Below are 19,377 nucleotides of genomic sequence, written 5' to 3'. Positions count from 1 at the left end.
CAATGCGTGAGAAGATTCGTCTGAATTCCAGCGCCGGTACTGGCCACTTCTACACCACTACCAAGAACAAGCGCAACATGCCCGAGAAGATGGAGATCAAAAAGTACGATCCCGTTGTACGTAAGCATGTGATGTACAAGGAAGGCAAAATTAAGTAATTGCCTACCGCTACTGTACAGAAAGCCCGGTTTTAACCGGGCTTTTTTGTGCGTTGTGGAAATTGAGCAGCCAGTTTAGACAGGGTATTCCAGACGATGCCAGAGCTCCCGGAAGTAGAAACCACTCTCAGAGGTCTGAAACCTCACTTGGAGGGGCACAAAATTCGCTCCGCAAAGGTGCGTCAGCACCAATTGCGCTGGACTGTGGACGCAGACTTTGAACGTCGTATCCGAAATGCCCGAATACTGAAGCTGGAGCGCCGGGCTAAGTACCTACTGGTGCATACTGACAAAGGCTGCGCTATCTGGCACCTAGGGATGTCTGGCAGTCTGCGTATGGTTGAGCCTGCACTGGCACCGGAAAAGCATGATCATATCGACTGGCGCCTGGATAGCGGTCTCACACTGCGTTACCGCGACCCTCGCCGTTTTGGTGCCCTATTGTGGACGGCGGCGGACCCACTGACTCATGATTTGCTCAGCCACCTGGGTCCCGAGCCTCTCTCAGAAGAATTTTGTGGTGACTATTTGTTTGAAGCTTCGCGAAAGCGTAAGCAGTCGGTTAAAACCTTCATTATGGATGGCCGTATCGTTGTGGGGGTGGGCAATATTTACGCTAGTGAATCCCTATACCTAGCGGGGGTTCGCCCCGACCGACAGGCCGGTTCCATCTCCAAAGCCCGATACCAGCGCATGGCCAAATCCATAAAGCAGGTTCTGAGTCAGGCAATCGCCCAGGGTGGAACGACCTTGCGGGATTTCATTGGAGGCGATGGAAAGCCGGGCTATTTCGCCCAGCAGCTCAATGTTTATGGCCGTGCAGGTGAGCCTTGTCCCTCGTGTGGACGAGCGGTGCGGGACATGGTTTTGGGCCAGAGAAACACTTTCTTCTGTTCCAGCTGCCAGCGTTAATTTGCAGTAAATCTGGGGAACTGTCTACGGCAATACTAATATCAAGCTATCGCCGTCTACGGAGATAGTCCGTGGTAATGTTATTGCCATTTATCACCACCTTACTGTCAGCATGGTACATCTGGAGTGGACACCCGCGGGCGGCAATTGGCTGGTGGCTCGTGACCTTGGCAATTTATCTTGCCTGGTTCGCATATCATTGGACTACTAAGCTACACCTTTCCTTCTAAGAATAGGCCTCAAAGGGGCTCGCCATGGTGTATACGGTGCGAAGGTTCGACGCCCTGCTTCTGTTACTGATTACAGTGGCATTGTGGTTTGCTTTCCTCGTGGAGCTGTTTTTCCATCAGCCACCCTGCCCTCTATGCTTACTGCAGAGGGTGGCTTTTACTATGGTGGGTATTGGACTGCTGATGAACCTGCGCTTTGGTGTGCGACCTGTACATTATGGAATGGTCATACTATCAGGGCTTGCCGGTTTAGCTGTGGCTGGGCGACAAGTGCTACTGCATATCCTTCCTGGCAACCCGGGCTTTGGTGAAGCTTTCTTTGGCCTGCACCTTTATACCTGGTCAGCTGTTGCCTTTTTCGGGCTTCTAGCTTATTCAGGGGTTGCCATGATGCTAGGATTTTCCCAGCGCAATTTTGCGCCACGTCGTTTCAGTTTTGTGGAAAAATCTGTTGCCACTGCTTTTTTTACCATCGTCATGGTTAATCTGATAGGCGTTTTTCTTGAGTGCGGCCTGGGGCCCTGTACCAGTGGCTCTTTTGGCTATCACTGGTTGTGGACTTAAGCTTGCTCATAAAAGCTTCTCCTTTTCTACAATTACGACAGTGCCATGGGTTATATGTGCTGGACTGGCTGTTACATTTACCTATAAAAGACAGTTGCATATATTTCAAAAAAATATTTTCGAGCCGCTTATTTTTAAAGCCAATTACTTTCCGTGGATTGACTGGGGTGCCTCTGAAAAAGGAAGCTCGTATGAAGCGTTTGGTTTTGATTTTATATTGTTTTTCTTTGCTATCCTGCGGTGAAGCTATTCCACAGAATAGTTCCAGCCTAGTTCCTGCTCAGCTGATTTTGGAAAATGCTTATATCTATACACTGGATAAATCCCGTTCCGTTGCCTCGGCCATGGTTATCAGGGATGGGTATATTGTTTACATTGGCGATGAACAGGGTGCAAAAAAATACATTGGGCCAGATACAAAGGTTGAGAACCTACAGGGAAAACTGATCTTACCAGGGTTTATTCAGGGAGCAAAAATTGCCGGATCGGCATTTGGCATTGATTTGCACGCGGGAAATACGGTTGATGATTACCGGCGGGCGGTAGAAGTTTATATCCAGGAAAACCCGGATCAACAGGTTGTGGTTGGTTCAGGATGGCGCCCACAAGCATTTTCAGACCATAAAATTCATAAAGAAATTCTCGATCAAATAAATGATTTAATTCCTATTATTCTGGTTTCTGCTGACGGAACGAGTATCTGGACAAATTCCGAAGGGCTCGCTGCCGCCGGTATTGATAACGATACGAAAAATCCACTAAATGGATTTATTGCTAAAAATGAGGATGGTATCGCAATAGGCTTATTGCGTGGCCGAGGTGCGACAGAACTATTGCAGAAATTGATCCCAGATAAGCGTTCGACAGATTACCATAAGGATATTTTACGTATAAATAGTCTGGCCCCCAGTTGGGGTGTGACAACACTTTATGAGACCAATACCCCTTTGGTTAGCGGTGGAAAATTAATGACGATTCTGGATAAATTTTCAGATCTAGAACCATTGGACTTGCGGGTAAGAAGCTCATTTACTGTTTTGCCTGATATGACAGCAGCACAGTTTAGGACGCTACAGGCTCTTACCAAACGGTATTCCGGTGAAGATTTTCGTATAGGTTCTGTCAGTATCAGTACCCCTGTCTCTCCGAATGCAGTTGGCCATAGTTCAGAAACTGGAAAATTACCGGCAATAATACAGCTAGTAGAGCGAGCAAATATTCATAATTTCCCTGTACAACTTTACGTGCATAATCGCGTTGGCACTGAGTTGGCTTTAGGAGCTCTCTTACAGCTGGGAGATATGGCCAAAAAAAGAAACCCGCGTAACAGTATCTTCAATGCCACGATTGCCGATGCCGATGAATTACAGAAATTTGCAAAGGGTAAAATTGTAGCGGTAGTTCATCCGAGCAAAATTCCGCTACAGAAAAAAAATTTCAATGTAGAAAATAGTAAACATTTTTTTCCGGAAGGCGTTACTTTGGTTTCTGGGTATGTATTGTCTTCAGGTAGGGAGAGTAGTCCACTGTTTGGGATTCAATCCGGGGTAGAGCGCAATATCCCTCTGGAGGTGATGCTTGAGACTTTTACTATAAATGGAGCCTATGCCCATGGGCTGGAATCGGAAACAGGCAGTCTGGAAAAGGATAAGTGGGCGGATTTTATTGTGCTGGATCGTAATCTATTCCAGATTCCTGTAAGTGAAATCCACAAAGCCAATATCCTGCGGACTTATTACAAGGGGCGGCTGGTTTATGAATTTGGTAGCGATAAATTGCCCAATGAAAAAAGCCCCTGATGTGCAGAGGCTTTTAAGTATCCCACCTGAGATCAGTGCCCCAGGGCGCTCCCCTCACGACGGGGGTCAGCGCCGCCATGGAGTTTTTTATCCTTTAGGGCAATTGCATGAATGCCGCTATTGAGATTGCGCTCGACTACCTGATGTCCGCGTGCCTTCAGCTTTTCTACAGTTTCACTGCTGAAAAACCCCGGTTCCAGTTCCACGCGCCGGCCGATAGCGCCAATATTACCGGCGGCTATAGCGTCTGCGATCGGCATATCCAGACCCAAATGATAGAGAATGGTTCGAGCTGTATAGTCGATGATGCGGGATCCACCGGGGGAGCCAACCAGCAGGCGCATACTGCCGTCCTTGTTGAATACGATAGTGGGTGACATGGATGAACGGGGTCTTTTTTCGGCTTGGATACGGTTGGCTACCAGATTCCCATCGGCATCCCTTGGCGTGAAGGAAAAGTCGGTTAATTGGTTGTTCAGCAGAAATCCCTTCACCAGTAAACGTGATCCAAACCCCGTTTCGATGCTGGTCGTCATACTGACACCATTGCCGTAGCGGTCCACCACTACCAGATGACTGGTGTTGGGCATCTCCGGTGACTGGGCCATTGTGCGCTTGCTAGTACCGGCCGAGGGATTGCCTGGCTTGGCGGTGTTGGCGCTATCTGGGTCAATCAAGGCAGCGCGACTGCTTAGGTAGTCGGGAGAGACCAGGGGCTTGCTCGGCACACTGACAAAATCCGCATCGGCGGAGTAGGTATTGCGGTCGGCAAATGCCAGCTCGGAGGCTTCAATAAACAGGTGGGTGAGAAGGTCGTCGCCAGCCTCCATCTTGTCCAGCGGAAACTGCTGCAGCATGCCCAATATTCCACCCACAGTGGTACCCCCTGAGGAGGGAGCATCGGCACCACAGACGCGATATTCGAGGAATAGTGAGCATAAGGGCTCACGCTGCTTGGCTTTATAGGTAGCCATATCTTCCAGGCTGAGCAGACCGGGGTTTTCCGGGTCGTTATTTACTGCCTCTACAATAGCCTTGGCTATTTCGCCATGATAAAACGCATCTGAGCCACCTTTGGCAATCATTCGCAATGTCTGGGCGTAATCATGGTTCTTCAGCTTGTGCCCCACAGGCAGAGGCTTTCCATCACTGTCGAAGAAGTAGTTGGCGATAGCCGGCCTGGCGGCAACGCTCGGAAGCCTGAGCAGGAGCTGGTGCAGACGAGGGGAAATCTCAAATCCATTTTCGGCTAAGTCGATAGCGGGCTGGAACAGGGATTCCCATGGGAGTTTGCCATCGCGCTTGTGTGCCATTTCCAGCATGCGGATAACGCCGGGTACACCTACTGAGTAGCCACCAATAACCGCTCGGATAAATGAGCGGGGCTTACCCTCGTGCATAAAGTAATGTTCATCGACTGCAGCGGGCGCTGTCTCGCGACCATCGTAGTATTGGAGTTCTTTGTCGTCGGCGTCATAACTGAGCATGAAGGCACCGCCACCAATACCTGATGACTGAGGCTCCACAAGCCCCAATACCATTTGTGCGGCTATAGCAGCATCCACAGCGGTACCTCCTTGGGCGAGAACCTGCTCAGCTGCGCGACTGGCATGTGGATTGGCGGTAACCGCCATATAGGTGTTGGCTGTGGCCGACTTGATCGCACTGCGACCGGTATCGATCTCCGGTTGCGGCTCGTCGGCTATTGCTGGGGTCATTAAGACGGCAAAGGCGAGGAGAAGGTAGCGCACAGCACACTCCGCGGATTGTGGAAAAATCCGCTTGAGTGTACCAGAAATAACCAGGTCCGGGCTTAGCGGAATTTCTCCTGGAGTGCGCTCTGTACTGCCGGTGGAACAAACTTGGTGACATCACCGTTCAAAGAGGCAATTTCTCTCACCAGAGATGAGGAAATGTAGGAAAGATGTTCCGCCGGTGTTAGGAACAGGCTTTCCATATTCGGCGCCAGCTGCCGGTTCATATTTGCCAGCTGGAACTCGTATTCGAAGTCGGATACTGCACGCAGGCCACGTAGTACGCCGTAGGCATCTACTTGGCGAACTAGGTCGGCCAGCAGAATATCAAAGCCGATAACTTCCACATTGGGCAGGTGGCCGAGTACCTTCTGGGACAGCTCTACCCTCTCATCCAAAGTGAACAAGGGGTTTTTGCGACTGCTGGCGGCCACAGCAACGATAACGTGGTCAAACAGGCGGCAGGCCCGTTCCACCAGGTCTAGATGGCCATTGGTGATTGGATCAAACGTTCCGGGATAGACGACTTTTTTCATACGCCAAGGCTTTTAGTGCGGGCCGAAAGGGATGCGAATGGTAAACAATTTACGGCTAAGGCTCAAAACCGAATGCATTCATATAATTTCGCTGGCTCCTCGCTATTCAGTTGAGCGTTGTTTAGTGCTGCTATCGCTATATAGACGCATACAAACCTGCCCAGCACGTTTTTCTTTGATTAATTGCCAGTTTGGCAATACTGGGGGAGGCGTGTTGTGAGGGGTTTCAATATATATCAATGCCTCCGCAGATAGATGGCCCTCAAGGGCGCTCAAGCTCTCCTGCCACAGGTCTTTGGCAAACGGCGGGTCAATAAAGACAATATCGTATTGCTTATCACTACTCGCAAGGAAATCGGCTGCCTCGCAGTTATACACCTGGGCTCTCTGTGCGCCCAGCAACTGCAGTTGCTGCTTGAGGGTGCGTGCCGCATGGGGATTCAGCTCGACAAAATCCACTGAGGCAGCGCCGCGGGACAAGGCCTCCAGGCCAAGGGCTCCGGAACCGGCGAATAGATCCAGGCAGTGAGCGGTTGGCAGATAAAACTGCAGCCAGTTGAATAGGGTTTCACGCAGTCGATCGCCCGTGGGCCTCAGTCCCTCTACTGGTGCGAACTGCAGTTTGCGTCCGCGCCACTGCCCTCCGATGATGCGAAGTTGGGAAAGAGGTTGTGGGGTGGGCTTGCGTGATGAACTTCTGGCCAAGGGAACTCTCTACTGTGGGCTTAGCGATGCTAAGATTAGCGTCTTTCTGCAAGCGGTACACCCGGATACACGAATGATCTTTGATTTCCTGCGTAAAAAGAAAAAGCGCAAACCTGAACAAAGCGAGTCCCAGCAGGAGCATGCGGAAGTTGCTGCTGCTTCTGGGGAGCTTTCCAGTGAGCAAGAGTCCTCAGGCCATAAAGAGCCTTCGACTTCGGAAACCGGTGCTCAAGTAGCGGGATATGTGTCTCCCCCAGTTGAAGAAAAGCCTACCGCTGTAGGGCGAGAGGAACCTGTCACAGCTCCCGAACAATCAACTGCGGAACAAAAGCCCGCAGAAGTCACGGAGAAAAAAGCTGAAGTTGAACCCAAGCTGCAGCAGGTTGTTGCGGAGCAAGTAGCCGCTGTCGAGCGGGTACCAGAGCCGGTAGCGAAACCTGCACAGGTTCAGGAAAAACCTGTTGAGAAAAAGAAAGAGGGCTTTTTTGCTCGCATTCGCCGTGGACTCAGCCGTACCAGCAATCAGTTCGTTGAGGGAATGGGCAATCTGTTTCTTGGTGCCAAGGAAATCGATGAGGATTTACTTGAAGAGCTGGAAACCCAGTTGCTGATGGCAGATGTGGGTGTTGAGGCTACCAGTGAGATTGTTGAGCGCCTGACTGAGCGCGTGTCCCGTCGCGAGCTTGCCGATGGTGATGCCCTGTACCAAGCCCTGCAGCAGGAGCTGGCGGAACTGCTTGAGAGTGTCGATGCGCCGCTGATGATTGATACTGGCAAGAAGCCGTATGTGATTCTGGTGGTGGGAGTTAATGGTGTTGGCAAGACCACGACCATTGGTAAGTTGGCGCATCGCTTTCTCGGTGAGGGTAAGTCGGTCATGCTCGCCGCAGGCGATACCTTCCGCGCTGCTGCTGTGGAGCAGTTGCAGGTTTGGGGCCAGCGCCACGATGTCCCAGTTGTCGCTCAACATACCGGTGCAGACAGCGCATCAGTTATCTTTGATGCGGTCCAGTCAGCTCAGGCCCGCGGCATCGATGTAGTTATTGCAGACACTGCCGGCCGGTTGCATACCAAATCTAACTTGATGGATGAGCTGGCCAAGGTCCGCCGGGTGATGGGCAAACTGGACCCCAGTGCTCCCCATGAAGTGCTGTTGGTACTCGATGCCGGTACGGGCCAGAATGCAATCAATCAGGCCTCCCAATTCCGTGAGGCGGCTGGTGTTACCGGGCTGGTTCTCACCAAATTAGATGGCACGGCCAAAGGTGGGGTGATATTTGCCCTGGCACGCCGTTTCGGCATCCCGGTACGCTTTATCGGTGTGGGGGAACAGGCGGAAGATCTTCAGCCTTTCCGGGCACGTGAGTTCGTTTCGGCACTGTTCGGCCGCGATACCGCCTGACTTTCCTCACAGGGAATAACAAGAATTAGAAACCGTGATCACCTTTGACAATGTGAACAAGCGTTATGCATCGGGGCAAGATGCCCTGGTGCGTATCAGCCTGGAAATTCCCCGCGGGGATATGGTGTTCCTCACCGGTCACTCCGGTGCAGGCAAAAGTACCCTACTGAGATTGGTTACTGCTATAGAGCGCCCCACCAAGGGGACTATCCTAGTTGCCGGGCAAAACCTCAATCGACTGCGTAATAGTCAGGTTCCCTACTATCGCCGCAACCTGGGCATCGTATTCCAAAACCACCAACTTCTCTTTGATCGCAGTGTGTTTGACAATATTGCCCTGCCCCTATCAGTTGCCGGTTGTAATAGGCGCGAACTGGGCCGCCGGGTACGCGCTGCGCTGGACAAGGTGGGCCTCCTGCACAAGGAAAAGCAAAACCCCATTATGTTGTCTGGTGGTGAACAGCAGCGTGTTGGCATAGCCCGTGCCGTAGTGAACAAACCAGCCATCCTGGTAGCCGATGAGCCGACCGGTAACCTTGATCCGCAACTATCCCAGGAAATTATGCAGTTGTTCGCGGATTTTAATACAGTGGGCGTTACTGTAATGGTGGCGAGTCACGACCTGGAATTGATCGCACGAATGCGTCGGCGAGTATTGACGCTGCAGGCTGGCCAGTTGATTTATGACGGAGTTCCGAGCCGTGAAGCAAACCCAGTCTAGGTCACAGCGCCAGAATCCCAGTGCTGAAAAACGTACACGCAGTACCGGGGCAGTAGCAGCCCGTACCGATTTTGGCGATTTGTGGCGCAGCTGGCTCGGCCATCATAGAGAGGTGGCGCTGGAATCCCTACGGCGTTTTTTTGCTACCCCCATGGCTAGTATCATGACTGCACTGGTGATAGCGATAGCTTTAGCCCTACCTGCTGCCCTGCAGCTGGGGCTAGCGAATTTTCAGCGCGCCGTAGCTGGTTGGGATGGACAACCGCAAATTTCAGTTTTCCTGCATAAGGGTGCGCGGGACGCTGCTGTGGAATCTTTTGCTGCAAAACTGCGCAGCGATCCGGCAGTAGCCGAAGTGACTTATATCTCCCCGGAAGAGGCCCTGGCTGAGTTTGAGCAGGCATCGGGGCTCGGTGATGTGCTGGCGGGACTCGATGCGAACCCTCTACCAGCGGTATTGTTATTGCGCCCACGGGATACCCAGGATAATGACAAGTTGCAGATATTGGTGGCGAACTTGCAGCAACAGGCCCTGACTGATTCCGTAGTGTTAGATTTAGCTTGGGTGCAGCGTCTTACCCAGCTTACTGAGCTGGGGCAGCGCCTCTCCGCTGGGCTTGCGGTCCTGTTGGCACTGGGGGTGATCCTGGTGGTAGTCAATACCATTCGTCTACATATCGAGAGCCGCCGCGAGGAGATTCTGGTGGCAAAGCTGGTGGGCGGTACCAATGCCTTTGTGCGCAGGCCCTTTCTCTACAGCGGGCTCTGCTATGGTTTTTGTGGCGGGTTGTTGGCCTGGTTGCTGTTACTGGGTGGCGTACTGCTGTTGTCGGGGCCAATTGCAGGCCTTTCTTCCAGTTATGGAAGTAACTACGCTCTGGCAGGCCCTGGATTCAGCTACTTTTTAGGGCTGACCGCTGGCGCTGTCCTCTTGGGATTGTTGGGTGCCTGGCTGGCGGCAACCCGGCATATTCGGGCTATCGAACCCACTTGACTGGTTAGTTCCATAAAGAATCGTAAAGCTGCAGCAGCAGTGGGAACCCCAGGGGTTGTTCGGCCCTCTAATTGCCCGAAATACAGCGGAATACGGCAATTGGCGGCGGACTTTCTTATCCGCCTGTGCAAGTGCTACACTGAGCCCAGCTTGTCGCCGGAAACAGTATTCGACGACAGCGGCCGGTGGAGCCGGTCGACTAATAAAGAGAGGAGAAACCTGAATGGGAACCAGCCTACAGCCAGTGCATACGCTGTCTCCGGGCGCCAACCTGGGAGCTTATATCCAGACGGTCAGTAGCTTTGATGTACTGACTGCCGAAGAGGAAAAGCGCCTGGCAGAAGACCTCTACTATCGTGAAGATATTAATGCCGCTCGCCAGCTGGTGATGTCCCACCTGCGCTTTGTAGTGCATATTGCCAAGTCCTACTCCGGTTATGGCCTTAATCAGGCCGATCTGGTTCAGGAAGGTAATGTTGGCCTGATGAAAGCCGTCAAGCGCTTTAACCCTGAAAAGGGTGTGCGCCTGGTTTCGTTCGCGGTTCACTGGATCAAAGCCGAGATCCACGAATTTATCCTGCGCAATTGGCGTATTGTGAAGATCGCCACCACCAAGGCGCAGCGCAAGCTCTTCTTTAACCTGCGTGGCCAAAAGAAGAAATTGGCTTGGCTCAGCAATGATGAAGCCAAGGCTGTGGCAAAAGACTTAAACGTGGATGTTGCCCAGGTCCATGAGATGGAAGGCCGTCTCGCTGCTTATGATGCCGCATTCGATGCAGGTGTAGATGACGATGACGATACTGCCTGGCAGGCACCGGCGCATTACCTGGAAGATCGCAGTTTTGACCCAGCCGCCCAGCTGGAGCGTGATAACTGGCAGGAAACCAACCTCAGTAGCCTCGCCCATGCTATGGAGCAACTGGATGAGCGCAGCCGCGATATTATCCAGGCACGCTGGTTGAGTGAGGAGAAGTCCACGCTGCATGAATTGGCTGACAAGTATGGTGTTTCCGCTGAGCGTATCCGCCAGCTGGAAAAGAATGCCATGAAGAAAGTGCGGGCGGCCATGGAGGCCTGAACCCGTATCTTTGTCATTCGGTAGAAAACCGCGCAGTTGCGCGGTTTTTTTATTTCCGTATTTATCGATTTCCTGAGTCTAACCAGGAAGGAAACTGTTGAGGGATAAATAATGGCAAAACTTTACCTGGTGCTCGCCGCACTGTTCGGCGCCAGCGGTGTTGCCCTGGGTGCCTTCGGCGCCCACGGCCTGCGCGATAAGGTGACAGAGAACCTATTGGAGGCCTACAAGACTGGAGTGCAGTACCAGATGCTCCATGCCTTGGCATTGCTTGGCGTGGCTCTGTTAATCCAGAGCAGGGGGGTGCACTTGTCACTCACCCTGAGCGGAGCTTTCTTTGTATTTGGCGTAGTGTTTTTTTCCGGCAGTCTCTACGCCCTCGCCCTTGGAGGGCCGCGGTGGCTGGGGCCTGTCACACCAGTTGGTGGGACCCTGATGATTGCCGGTTGGATTGCATTGTTAATTGCCGCTGCAAATTTCTCCAAATAATCGGGACCAGATTCATTTTTGAGTCGGCGCCCAATTTATCCCAATACCCGAATATAAGAAAACCGTTTCGCATAAGAGGTCGTGAAGAATGCAAGACGAATCCGCGGGAGAGTTCCCCTACCGCACCGAGTACAAGAAAAAGTCCATCCGTAGTTACGTGATCCGCGCAGGGCGAATGACTGAAGGGCAGCGCCGCGCTTTTGATACCTACTGGGGGCAGTTTGGCTTGTCCCTGTTTGATGGTCCTATCAATCCGAGTGAAGTTTTCGGGCGCGAGGCCCCGCTGGTTCTGGAAATTGGTTTTGGTATGGGGGACTCCCTGTTCGCGATGGCACAGGCGGAGCCCGACAAGAATTTTATTGGTATCGAGGTGCACCCTCCCGGTGTCGGCAGGTTGATTAATAGTGCCGGTAAAGCTGGGCTGGAAAACCTGCGTGTTTATATGGCTGATGCAGTAGACGTTCTCAATGATTGCATCGGTGAGGGTATCGTGGACAGGTTCCAATTATATTTTCCCGACCCTTGGCACAAGAAAAAGCATCACAAGCGTCGCATTGTGCAGCCAGAATTTGTACGCTTGATTTGTGCCAAACTAAGAACCGCCGGGCTGATGCATATGGCGACAGACTGGCAGAACTATGCCGAGCATATGTTGGAAGTACTCCAGGCGGAGCAGTTGTTAGAAAATACATCTGCCAGCAATGACTATGTTGCGCGGCCCGAGTGGCGCCCGGAAACCAAATTCGAACGTCGAGGCCAGCGCCTGGGCCATGGTGTTTGGGATTTGGTGTATCGGCGTTTGCCCGGTGAAGCTCCCGCTCAGCGAGTGGCTAGCATAGAGAGTGAAGTCAGTTCCACTTATGGTCCCGGTGGAGAATAGTCTCTAGTACTTAGAGCGAGAGTATGATCACTGGTGATATTACCCGTTCCACCAGTGATCAGTTTTGAAATATCGCAGTCTCTACAAAATTATCTGCCAGTTTTTCCCGGTAGTTTCCGATCTTCGCTGACATCGGAGATTCTAAAAGGCAATCCTGCCAAAACTTATCCAGTTCACAGGCACAATACTGTTTTGTGTAGCGGCAAAATATTGCATTCAGGACCGCCGAAGGTACTGTTTGTTAATGGCCATGAATGCCACTACATTGTTGGCGTCGGCATCGGTTATCTCTCCTGTCCTTATCGCTATCTTTTCCTATTTCCAGTCTATGATGCTAATACTGGGCGAGGCATCAAATACGAATTCGTATTAAGAGTACTTAAAAAATATACCAATAAATTCGATTTCGTTGCTAAGTACCCATTCGAATAAAAGCCTTGGGGGGTTGGTTCGAAAAGGAATTTCGGTGTCTCTAATGAGAAAGCGTCTCTCGCTTCTTTCAATTTTGTATGGCGTTTTATTTTCTCTTCTTTTTACAAGTTCAGGGGCCTCTGCTGATTTTGTTGGCACACTGAATCTCTACGCCAATGGTGGTAAACATTGGTTTAACAGTGACCGACTAAATGGGACACCCTTTCATGGATTAAAACTGCGGGACACCACTGGTGGCGGTGGCGGCCTGGGATTCAATATGACCAACTACTGGGCCATGGAGGGAGTGGTTGATTACTTTGTAGTGAATGTAGATGAAATTCCTGAAAAGGTTGAAGTATACAATTACCATTTGGATCTGCTTTATCAATTTGGTGGCCAGTTCTGCGGCGACTTTTGCTGGCAACCCTACGTAGCTTTCGGGATTGGCGAAATTCGTATTAACTACGATGATGCACCAAAAAAACATTACAGGGATAAAGACGGCAAGTATCGGTATGACTGTGAGTACAAACGTAAATACCCTTATACGCACCTCTACCCAAAGTACGTTTGCAATTGGCATGATAGCCAGACTATGGTCAATCTGGGTATTGGAGTGAAGTACAGTCTGGGGCCTCGTTGGCAGGCACGTGCTGATATACGTCTTTTTCAAGGGGTGGAAGAAGGTGGCCTGGATGGATTTGCCAGTGTCGCAGTAGGCTATCAGTGGCTTGAGTACCCGGATTTTTGGTATGACGAGGATGCCGACAGTGTGATTGATGCAACAGACCAATGTCCACAGACACCAGTTGGTGTGGATGTGGGGCCTGACGGTTGTCCTATCGACTCAGACTTTGATGGTGTACCTACCTATATAGACCAGTGTCCGAATACACCGATTGGTATTGCGGTGGATGAATACGGTTGTATCCGCAGCTAAAAACTGGCGGTTTCCACTTTTTTGGAAAACCGCCTTACGCGGTGCCATCCAGATAAGGGATGCCCGTGATGTAACATTGTGATGGCGGTTTCAGGTACATCATCCGGGCAAAGCGCCCCTCTAAGGCTGTAAGAATAGGTGGGTAGAGGTGTTACTCTCCACGCAACTCTTCCACCTGTTCAGAAATTTCAAGCCACTCCATTTCCAGGGTATCAAGAATTTCGCGCTGCTCTGACTGCACTTTATTGAGGCGGGAGATTTCCTCCTGCTGGCCGCCGCTATACAGATTTTCGTCTGCAAGCTTTTCCTGAGCCTGGTTCAGTTTCTTCTCTGCTGTAGAGATTTGCCGTTCAATCGTTTTCAGCTTATTGGTAAGAGGCTTTAGCTGTTCTCGTAGCGCGGCAGCGGCGCGGCGCTGTGTTCTTTTGTCTTCAGCAGACCTCTCGGGAATTTCGTTATTATCGGTGAATTTCTCGTCGCGCCGTTTATCCCGGTTAAAGCTCAGCAACCACTGTTTGTAGTCATCGAGATCACCGCTAAAGGGTTCAGCGCGGCCATTGGCAACCAGAATAAACTCATCGGTAGTGTTGGCAAGCAGATGACGATCATGGGAAACCAGAACCATCGCACCGGGAAACTCCGCAAGTGCCATGGTTAAAGCGTGGCGCATCTCTAGATCGAGGTGGTTGGTGGGCTCGTCGAGCAATAGCAGATTGGGTTTCTGCCAAGCCAGGATAGCCAACGCCAGGCGTGCCTTCTCGCCGCCGGAAAAACCAGCGACGGTTTCAAAAACCCGATCTCCGACAAAGCCATAGCCACCTAGGAAATCCCGCAGTGATTGTTCACTGGCATTTGGGCTTAAGCGTTGCAGGTGTAGTAGTGGCGAGGCGGCTCCGTCGAGGGCTTCCAGCTGGTGTTGGGCAAAGTAGCCAATTGCCAGGTGTTCTCCACTTTGGCGCTCGCCACTCAGTGGCGGCAGCTCCCCGGCGAGGGTTTTAATCAGTGAAGATTTACCTGCGCCGTTGGGACCAAGCAGGCCAATGCGGCGACCGGGCTGGATACCCAGTTGTACCTTGCTCACCACTACCTTGTCGGCATAGCCGATATCCGCTTCGCGCAGATCGATCAGCGGGTTGGAGGTTTTCTCTGCGGAAGGCAGGGTGAAGTGAAAGGGGGAGTCCACATGGGCTGGGGCAATCCGGGCCATGCGATCGAGTGCCTTAATGCGACTCTGTGCCTGTTTGGCCTTGCTCGCTTTGGCGCGGAAACGCCGCACAAAGTCTTCCATGTGCGCACGTTCGACCTGCTGCTTTTCGAACTGGATTTGTTGCTGTGCCAGGCGCTCTGCGCGTGTGCGCTCGAAGGCGCTGTAATTACCGCTATAGAGCACCAGTTTTTGCTGCTCAAAACTGACAATGCCATCGACGACCGCATCGAGAAAATCGCGGTCGTGGGAAATAATCAGCAGGGTACCGGGAAAGCGCTGTAACCACTGCTCCAGCCACAGGGTTGCATCTAGGTCCAGGTGGTTGGTGGGCTCGTCGAGCAACATCAGATCAGCGGGGCACATCAGCGCCCGCCCCAGGTTGAGGCGAATACGCCAGCCCCCGGAAAAGCTGCGTACTGGCTGCTGTTGATCTGCGTGGGAAAATCCCAGTCCATCGAGCAGCTGTGCGGCGCGCGCTGGCCCGCTGTAGCCATCGATACTGGCCATACGCTCGTGCAGCTCTCCCAGCTTATGGCCATCGGTATCATCACTATTTTCCGCCTGGGCCAATTGTCTTTGCAGTTGGCGAAGCTCTTGATCGCCATCGAGAACATAATCAAGGGCGGATTGTTCACTGGCTTCAACTTCCTGGGCCATATGCGAGATACGCCAGGTGCTCGGTAGGTCTACCTGACCTGCATCGCTTTCCAGCTGGCCGAGTAAAAGCTTAAATAAGGTTGACTTGCCGCAGCCATTCGCACCGATAATTCCCACTTTGTGGCCGGGAAATATACGGCAATCTGCGCTGTCCAACAGGTCACGTTCACCCCGATGCAGGGAGACACCTTGCAAATTGATCACTGGAAAAACCTCATATGAACAGGCCGATGGGTGCTAGGCTATTCGACGTATTTGAATTCAATCGCCGCCTCTACATAAGCGCCGATCAACAAAAGGTCGGGATTCTAACGTGACAAATAGTTCACCTCCATCTTCTGCTCAGGAAAACCCTCTGTGGCAGTTCAGCTTGGAATTTTACCGCCATGAAGAGGTGGAGGAATTCCTACTCCGTTGCCAGGATAAAAAAGGTGCGGATGTGTGCTTGATGCTGTGGGCGAGCTATGCCACTGCCTGTGGTCATCAGCTGAGTGAAGAGGGTTGGCGTGTTGCGGATCGTGGCCTGGCGCCGAGGCGTAGGATAATCACGAGTGTTCGTCACCTGCGACGCTTGCTGGGGCGCTTTCGCCCCCACAGCCAGCGGATTTATGATTTATTTAGACGCTATGAGCTGAATCTTGAGCGCTTGCAGTTAGCCGCTCTTTGGAAAATCTGCGTTGAGGAGTGGCCGGGGGATCGTCCTGCCCTGGAGCTGGCTGGGCAGCAGTATGGTCTGCTACAAAAAGAGCAGGCCTACTGGTCAGAGTTGATAGAGAGTTTTATGACACAATCGAGAAGTCTGGGTAAGACAAAAACCAACAGTCCATAAGCGCCGGGCTTAACAGGGACCTGTTTGTGGGATGAACTCACATGACCTGTCTGGAGAACGGAGTCGCATAAGGCAAAAATCTGCTAAGTTTGCGCCCTTGCCGCCAATCGAGAGCGTTGGTCGGCTGGGCGCAGTAAATCAATTGCCTGAAGCCCTCACTCGCTGCTACGGTTTTCCGAGGAGAACAGGCTGTTGGCGGGAGTGGTTGGTGTAATAGTTGGGTTAGGAGGTGTGGACTCCACCGGCTTCTTCTCTTCGGTAGCTACAAAGGCTTTTGCTTCCTTTGGAGCTTTTTCTACGGTAACGGAGTCACCGCCTTTTGCCTGCACAGGCTTTTCAGATCTAGGCTTAGCCGCAACAGAAGCTTTTGCTGTTGAAGCAGCTTTGGCTGAGGTTGCTTTTTTGCTGGCGGGCTTTGTCGCTTTGTGAGTAGTGCTGACTTTAGCGGGTTTGGCAGCGGCTTTCTTCGCAGTGGAATTTGTAGCTTTTGCAGTGCTTTTGCGTACGCTGGCCTTTTTCGTAGCAACTTTCTTTTCAGTAGCTTTTTTAGCTCCTGGTTTTTTGCTCGTTTTAGTACCAGCTGCTTTCACAGCTTTAGTGGCAGTTTTTGCTGTAGCCTTTTTAGCTCCAGCAGTTTTTTTAACTACTGGAGCCTTCTTAGCCTTGGGTTGCTTCTTAGCGAGCTCTTTTTCTGTTCTGGCTGCGATTTTGCGCACAGCTTCTGCAGCTTTAAGCTCGGCTTTAGCCAGGGATTGACTATCTTTGGCCTCCGCTGCCGAACTCTTAGCCAATTGGAATACTTCATTGAGTTTTTCCACATTGGCTTTGGCGGTATCGACTCGTTTTCGTGCAGCGGCGGTCTTGGCCGTTTTAGCCGCGGCGCGGGCTTCGCTAAGCTTGGTTTTGGCCTTGGCCAGTTTTTCCTTTGCCGAAGTCAGAGCTTTTCCGGCTTTTAATACCGCCTTGCCGGCATCGGTGACTTTTTTATTGCGGGCTTTATCCAGTTTTGCAGAGAGCTTGGAAATTTGTGCTTCCAGCTCTGCGACCGGATTGACAGCTTTTCGTTTGGCAGCCATGAGTAAATGTCCTGACGTTTATTATCGATTGGCACTTCCGGGTGGTGCACTAGCCTTGCCTTAAATACGATCGATACCGCTGAAGAAGAGACGCGCGCACTGCAATATTGCCCCAAAACTGAAAAGCACCTCAAACAGTCCAGAACAATAACCGGTGACTCGTCGATAATAGCGCTGTTTTTAATAAAAATGTATGCCGAGTGCAGTGAAAAAAGCGCGGGTTGCGTTTTTTTATGGAAGAGACCGGAACTGGCATAGGGAATGTGGTGTCCTGCACAGTGTGAAAGTCATCGGTATGCACTGGCTGTCGCCTTGGGTTAGACTTGAGCGCACTGGCGGATAGCGTGCGCCCGGCGGCTGGAGGCCGCAACAGCATTGCCCGAGAAACCGCTGATGGCGTTGGACCAAGGTCAAGCGCGAATCCATAAACGCAATACGGACAAAGAGACAACATCCATGAATAAATACCCTTTGGCTGCAGCAATTGCCCTTGGCCTGGCGCTGACCGGCTGTAACGAACAGGGATCCAAGCAGGAAAAAGAAGTTACCCTGGATACCCAGGAGAAGAAGGTCAGCTATATCATTGCTGAAGATATGGCCAAGCGTCTTCAAGCCCAGGACGTGAAGCTGGACCCTCAGGTGGTGTTGATGGCACTCAATGATGTTGCCAGTGACCATGAATCGCGTCTGACAGACGAAGATAAGCAACAGACCATTGCTGCTTTCCAGGAGCAGATGCAGAAGAAGCAGCAGGAAATGCTGGCCAAGCAGGAACAGGAGTTTAAGGAAACTGCTGATAAAAACCTGACTGAAGGAAAGGCGTTCCTCGAAGAGAATGCGAAAAAGGAAGGTGTGATTACCACTGATTCAGGCCTGCAGTACAAAGTGATTACTGAAGGTTCCGGCAGCAAGCCTTCCGCCAGCAGCACTGTTGAAGTCGACTACAAAGGTACCCTGATTAACGGTGAGGAGTTTGACAGCTCCTACGCCCGTGGTGAGCCGGTACAGTTTCCGGTAAACGGCGTTATCAAAGGTTGGACTGAAGCCCTGCAACTAATGAAGGAAGGTTCCAAGTGGGAACTTTATATTCCTTCTGAATTGGCATATGGCCCCGGTGGTGCCGGTGGCAAAATCGGCCCGAACGCGACCCTGATTTTTGAAGTGGAGTTGCACAAGGCCAATGTTGGCGGTGAAGAAGAGACCAAGAAAAAAGAAGAAGAAAAGAAGGAAGAGCCAAAGTCTGAATAATCTGACTTTTTAGACTTTACTGAAAAAGGGTGCCTAAAGGGCGCCCTTTTTTATTTTTTGGTAGGAAGCTTTTGAGCGCTAGTAAACCGCTTTCGAATAACCAATAGAAAATTGTAAATACATTTAGTTTCACAGTAACAGGAGTTAAATTGCGAACTATAAGAGCGGTTTTTTATTGCTGCTTTCAGACAATCTGGTTTTTATGTGCGGTATGCAGCAGGGCGATCATCTTGTCTTCGGAGCTAAATCGAGTTTCCAACGCCTCCCCGAGTTCGGATAGATCCGGGGCCAGGCTGGAGAGATCATCTGTCTCTAAGTACTTATCATTGAAATCGACGGCGATGTCTGTCGTTGTATCGATATCTTTGTACAGCTCACAGGCTTTTTTAAGTCCCGACTTGTCGTCGAATGCCTGGCCCTCTCGCATTAATTGCTCATAGACTTCAAAGTGACCTGCCGAGACATAATCCACCAACAGCTGGCACAACTGGCGCACACGATCCTCAGTTTCAGGGTCGTCTTCACTGAACTCTTTTTTTTCAGAGAGATGATAGAAGCTCACCAGCAAATTTTGCCGCGACTGTAACCAGCGGTCGATTATTTCGCTTACACCACCCCAGCGCTCCCGCGCCGATTTGCAATTTTCCAGCATCTCCAATATGTCCCTTTGTTACTGTTGCCGCAGTGGCCAGCTTTATTGCCGATGTCGAAGACTTTATGGAAGATAGGAGATTCCCCCGCCGGCAGCAAGATAGAGGGAGTAAACTACGCCAAAATACTGTGA

20 protein-coding genes are annotated in these 19,377 nt (G+C 51.4%); 14 read left to right on the top strand and 6 right to left on the bottom strand.

Going from position 1 to position 19,377, the window contains the following annotated elements; translation table 11 throughout:
* The first annotated feature begins 2 nt into the window (after nt 1–2).
* The 5 genes from rpmG (at nt 3) to ACJJI7_RS06280 (ending at nt 3,663) form a co-directional block, all read left to right on the top strand.
* A complete protein-coding gene (gene rpmG / locus ACJJI7_RS06300; protein WP_020413983.1) occupies nt 3–158 on the top strand; it encodes a 50S ribosomal protein L33 in 156 nt (51 codons plus the stop codon).
* A 96-nt stretch (nt 159–254) separates the two neighbouring features.
* Nucleotides 255–1,070 carry a bifunctional DNA-formamidopyrimidine glycosylase/DNA-(apurinic or apyrimidinic site) lyase gene (gene mutM, locus ACJJI7_RS06295; RefSeq protein WP_020413984.1) on the top strand — a complete coding sequence of 272 codons (816 nt, stop codon included), beginning with the start codon at nt 255–257 and terminating at the stop codon, nt 1,068–1,070.
* 77 nt (nt 1,071–1,147) lie between these two features.
* On the top strand, nt 1,148–1,300 hold the full coding sequence (locus ACJJI7_RS06290) for a DUF5993 family protein (protein WP_282953647.1): 153 nt from the start codon (nt 1,148–1,150) through the stop codon (nt 1,298–1,300).
* 24 nt (nt 1,301–1,324) lie between these two features.
* Nucleotides 1,325–1,864, top strand: coding sequence for a disulfide bond formation protein B (locus ACJJI7_RS06285; protein ID WP_282952091.1), 540 nt, complete (start codon nt 1,325–1,327; stop codon nt 1,862–1,864).
* A gap of 191 nt (nt 1,865–2,055) precedes the next feature.
* Nucleotides 2,056–3,663 (top strand): amidohydrolase, encoded by a 1,608-nt coding sequence (locus ACJJI7_RS06280; RefSeq protein ID WP_444902449.1) that lies wholly within the window; start codon nt 2,056–2,058, stop codon nt 3,661–3,663.
* 32 nt (nt 3,664–3,695) lie between these two features.
* Here ACJJI7_RS06280 and ggt read toward each other — a convergent pair whose 3' ends face one another.
* From ggt to rsmD, 3 genes are all read right to left on the bottom strand, one after another.
* Nucleotides 3,696–5,414: a gamma-glutamyltransferase gene (gene ggt, locus ACJJI7_RS06275; protein WP_444902450.1), complete on the bottom strand. Its 1,719-nt coding sequence runs from the start codon at nt 5,412–5,414 to the stop codon at nt 3,696–3,698.
* A gap of 62 nt (nt 5,415–5,476) precedes the next feature.
* Nucleotides 5,477–5,953 carry a pantetheine-phosphate adenylyltransferase gene (gene coaD / locus ACJJI7_RS06270; protein WP_020413988.1) on the bottom strand — a complete coding sequence of 159 codons (477 nt, stop codon included), beginning with the start codon at nt 5,951–5,953 and terminating at the stop codon, nt 5,477–5,479.
* Nucleotides 5,954–6,055: 102 nt separating this feature from the next.
* Nucleotides 6,056–6,658: a 16S rRNA (guanine(966)-N(2))-methyltransferase RsmD gene (gene rsmD, locus ACJJI7_RS06265; RefSeq protein WP_444902451.1), complete on the bottom strand. Its 603-nt coding sequence runs from the start codon at nt 6,656–6,658 to the stop codon at nt 6,056–6,058.
* A gap of 373 nt (nt 6,659–7,031) precedes the next feature.
* On the opposite strand from rsmD, the gene ftsY reads away from it, so the two are divergent.
* The 7 genes from ftsY to ACJJI7_RS06230 all read left to right on the top strand — a co-directional run bounded on the left by ftsY (nt 7,032) and on the right by ACJJI7_RS06230 (nt 13,576).
* The gene (gene ftsY / locus ACJJI7_RS06260; protein ID WP_211214942.1) at nt 7,032–8,060 is read left to right on the top strand and encodes a signal recognition particle-docking protein FtsY; all 1,029 of its coding nucleotides are present in this window, start codon (nt 7,032–7,034) and stop codon (nt 8,058–8,060) included.
* 34 nt (nt 8,061–8,094) lie between these two features.
* Entirely contained in the window at nt 8,095–8,781 is a 687-nt protein-coding gene (gene ftsE / locus ACJJI7_RS06255; RefSeq protein WP_444902452.1) for a cell division ATP-binding protein FtsE, read from the top strand.
* Nucleotides 8,762–9,775 (top strand): permease-like cell division protein FtsX, encoded by a 1,014-nt coding sequence (gene ftsX, locus ACJJI7_RS06250; RefSeq protein ID WP_444902453.1) that lies wholly within the window; start codon nt 8,762–8,764, stop codon nt 9,773–9,775. Before ftsE ends, ftsX begins: the two co-directional genes overlap by 20 nt.
* Before the next feature lie 223 nt (nt 9,776–9,998).
* Nucleotides 9,999–10,853 (top strand): RNA polymerase sigma factor RpoH, encoded by an 855-nt coding sequence (rpoH, locus tag ACJJI7_RS06245; protein WP_020413993.1) that lies wholly within the window; start codon nt 9,999–10,001, stop codon nt 10,851–10,853.
* Nucleotides 10,854–10,964: 111 nt separating this feature from the next.
* Nucleotides 10,965–11,342: a DUF423 domain-containing protein gene (locus tag ACJJI7_RS06240; RefSeq protein WP_444902454.1), complete on the top strand. Its 378-nt coding sequence runs from the start codon at nt 10,965–10,967 to the stop codon at nt 11,340–11,342.
* Between the two features lie 88 nt (nt 11,343–11,430).
* On the top strand, nt 11,431–12,222 hold the full coding sequence (gene trmB, locus ACJJI7_RS06235) for a tRNA (guanosine(46)-N7)-methyltransferase TrmB (protein ID WP_282952095.1): 792 nt from the start codon (nt 11,431–11,433) through the stop codon (nt 12,220–12,222).
* Between the two features lie 475 nt (nt 12,223–12,697).
* Nucleotides 12,698–13,576: an outer membrane beta-barrel protein gene (locus tag ACJJI7_RS06230; protein ID WP_020413996.1), complete on the top strand. Its 879-nt coding sequence runs from the start codon at nt 12,698–12,700 to the stop codon at nt 13,574–13,576.
* A 151-nt stretch (nt 13,577–13,727) separates the two neighbouring features.
* Here ACJJI7_RS06230 and ACJJI7_RS06225 read toward each other — a convergent pair whose 3' ends face one another.
* On the bottom strand, nt 13,728–15,644 hold the full coding sequence (locus ACJJI7_RS06225) for an ATP-binding cassette domain-containing protein (protein WP_282952096.1): 1,917 nt from the start codon (nt 15,642–15,644) through the stop codon (nt 13,728–13,730).
* 109 nt (nt 15,645–15,753) lie between these two features.
* Here ACJJI7_RS06225 and ACJJI7_RS06220 point away from each other — a divergent pair, with 109 nt between their 5' ends.
* Nucleotides 15,754–16,269, top strand: coding sequence for a TIGR02444 family protein (locus ACJJI7_RS06220; protein ID WP_282952097.1), 516 nt, complete (start codon nt 15,754–15,756; stop codon nt 16,267–16,269).
* Nucleotides 16,270–16,424: 155 nt separating this feature from the next.
* Here the strand turns inward: ACJJI7_RS06220 and ACJJI7_RS06215 are convergent, their stop codons facing one another.
* Nucleotides 16,425–17,345, bottom strand: a complete 921-nt coding sequence (locus ACJJI7_RS06215; RefSeq protein ID WP_020414000.1) for a hypothetical protein — start codon at nt 17,343–17,345, stop codon at nt 16,425–16,427.
* Nucleotides 17,346–17,801: 456 nt separating this feature from the next.
* On the opposite strand from ACJJI7_RS06215, the gene bamJ reads away from it, so the two are divergent.
* Complete coding sequence (gene bamJ / locus ACJJI7_RS06210; protein ID WP_282952098.1) at nt 17,802–18,593, top strand: FKBP-type peptidyl-prolyl cis-trans isomerase; 792 nt, start codon at nt 17,802–17,804, stop codon at nt 18,591–18,593.
* A gap of 184 nt (nt 18,594–18,777) precedes the next feature.
* On the opposite strand, the gene ACJJI7_RS06205 is transcribed toward bamJ, so the two are convergent.
* On the bottom strand, nt 18,778–19,245 hold the full coding sequence (locus ACJJI7_RS06205) for an Rsd/AlgQ family anti-sigma factor (RefSeq protein ID WP_020414002.1): 468 nt from the start codon (nt 19,243–19,245) through the stop codon (nt 18,778–18,780).
* Nucleotides 19,246–19,377: the final 132 nt, after the last annotated feature.

The organism is Microbulbifer variabilis, assembly GCF_056232115.1.
Note: the sequence above shows the minus strand (reverse complement) of the source record. Positions and strands in the feature narration are given on the sequence as shown.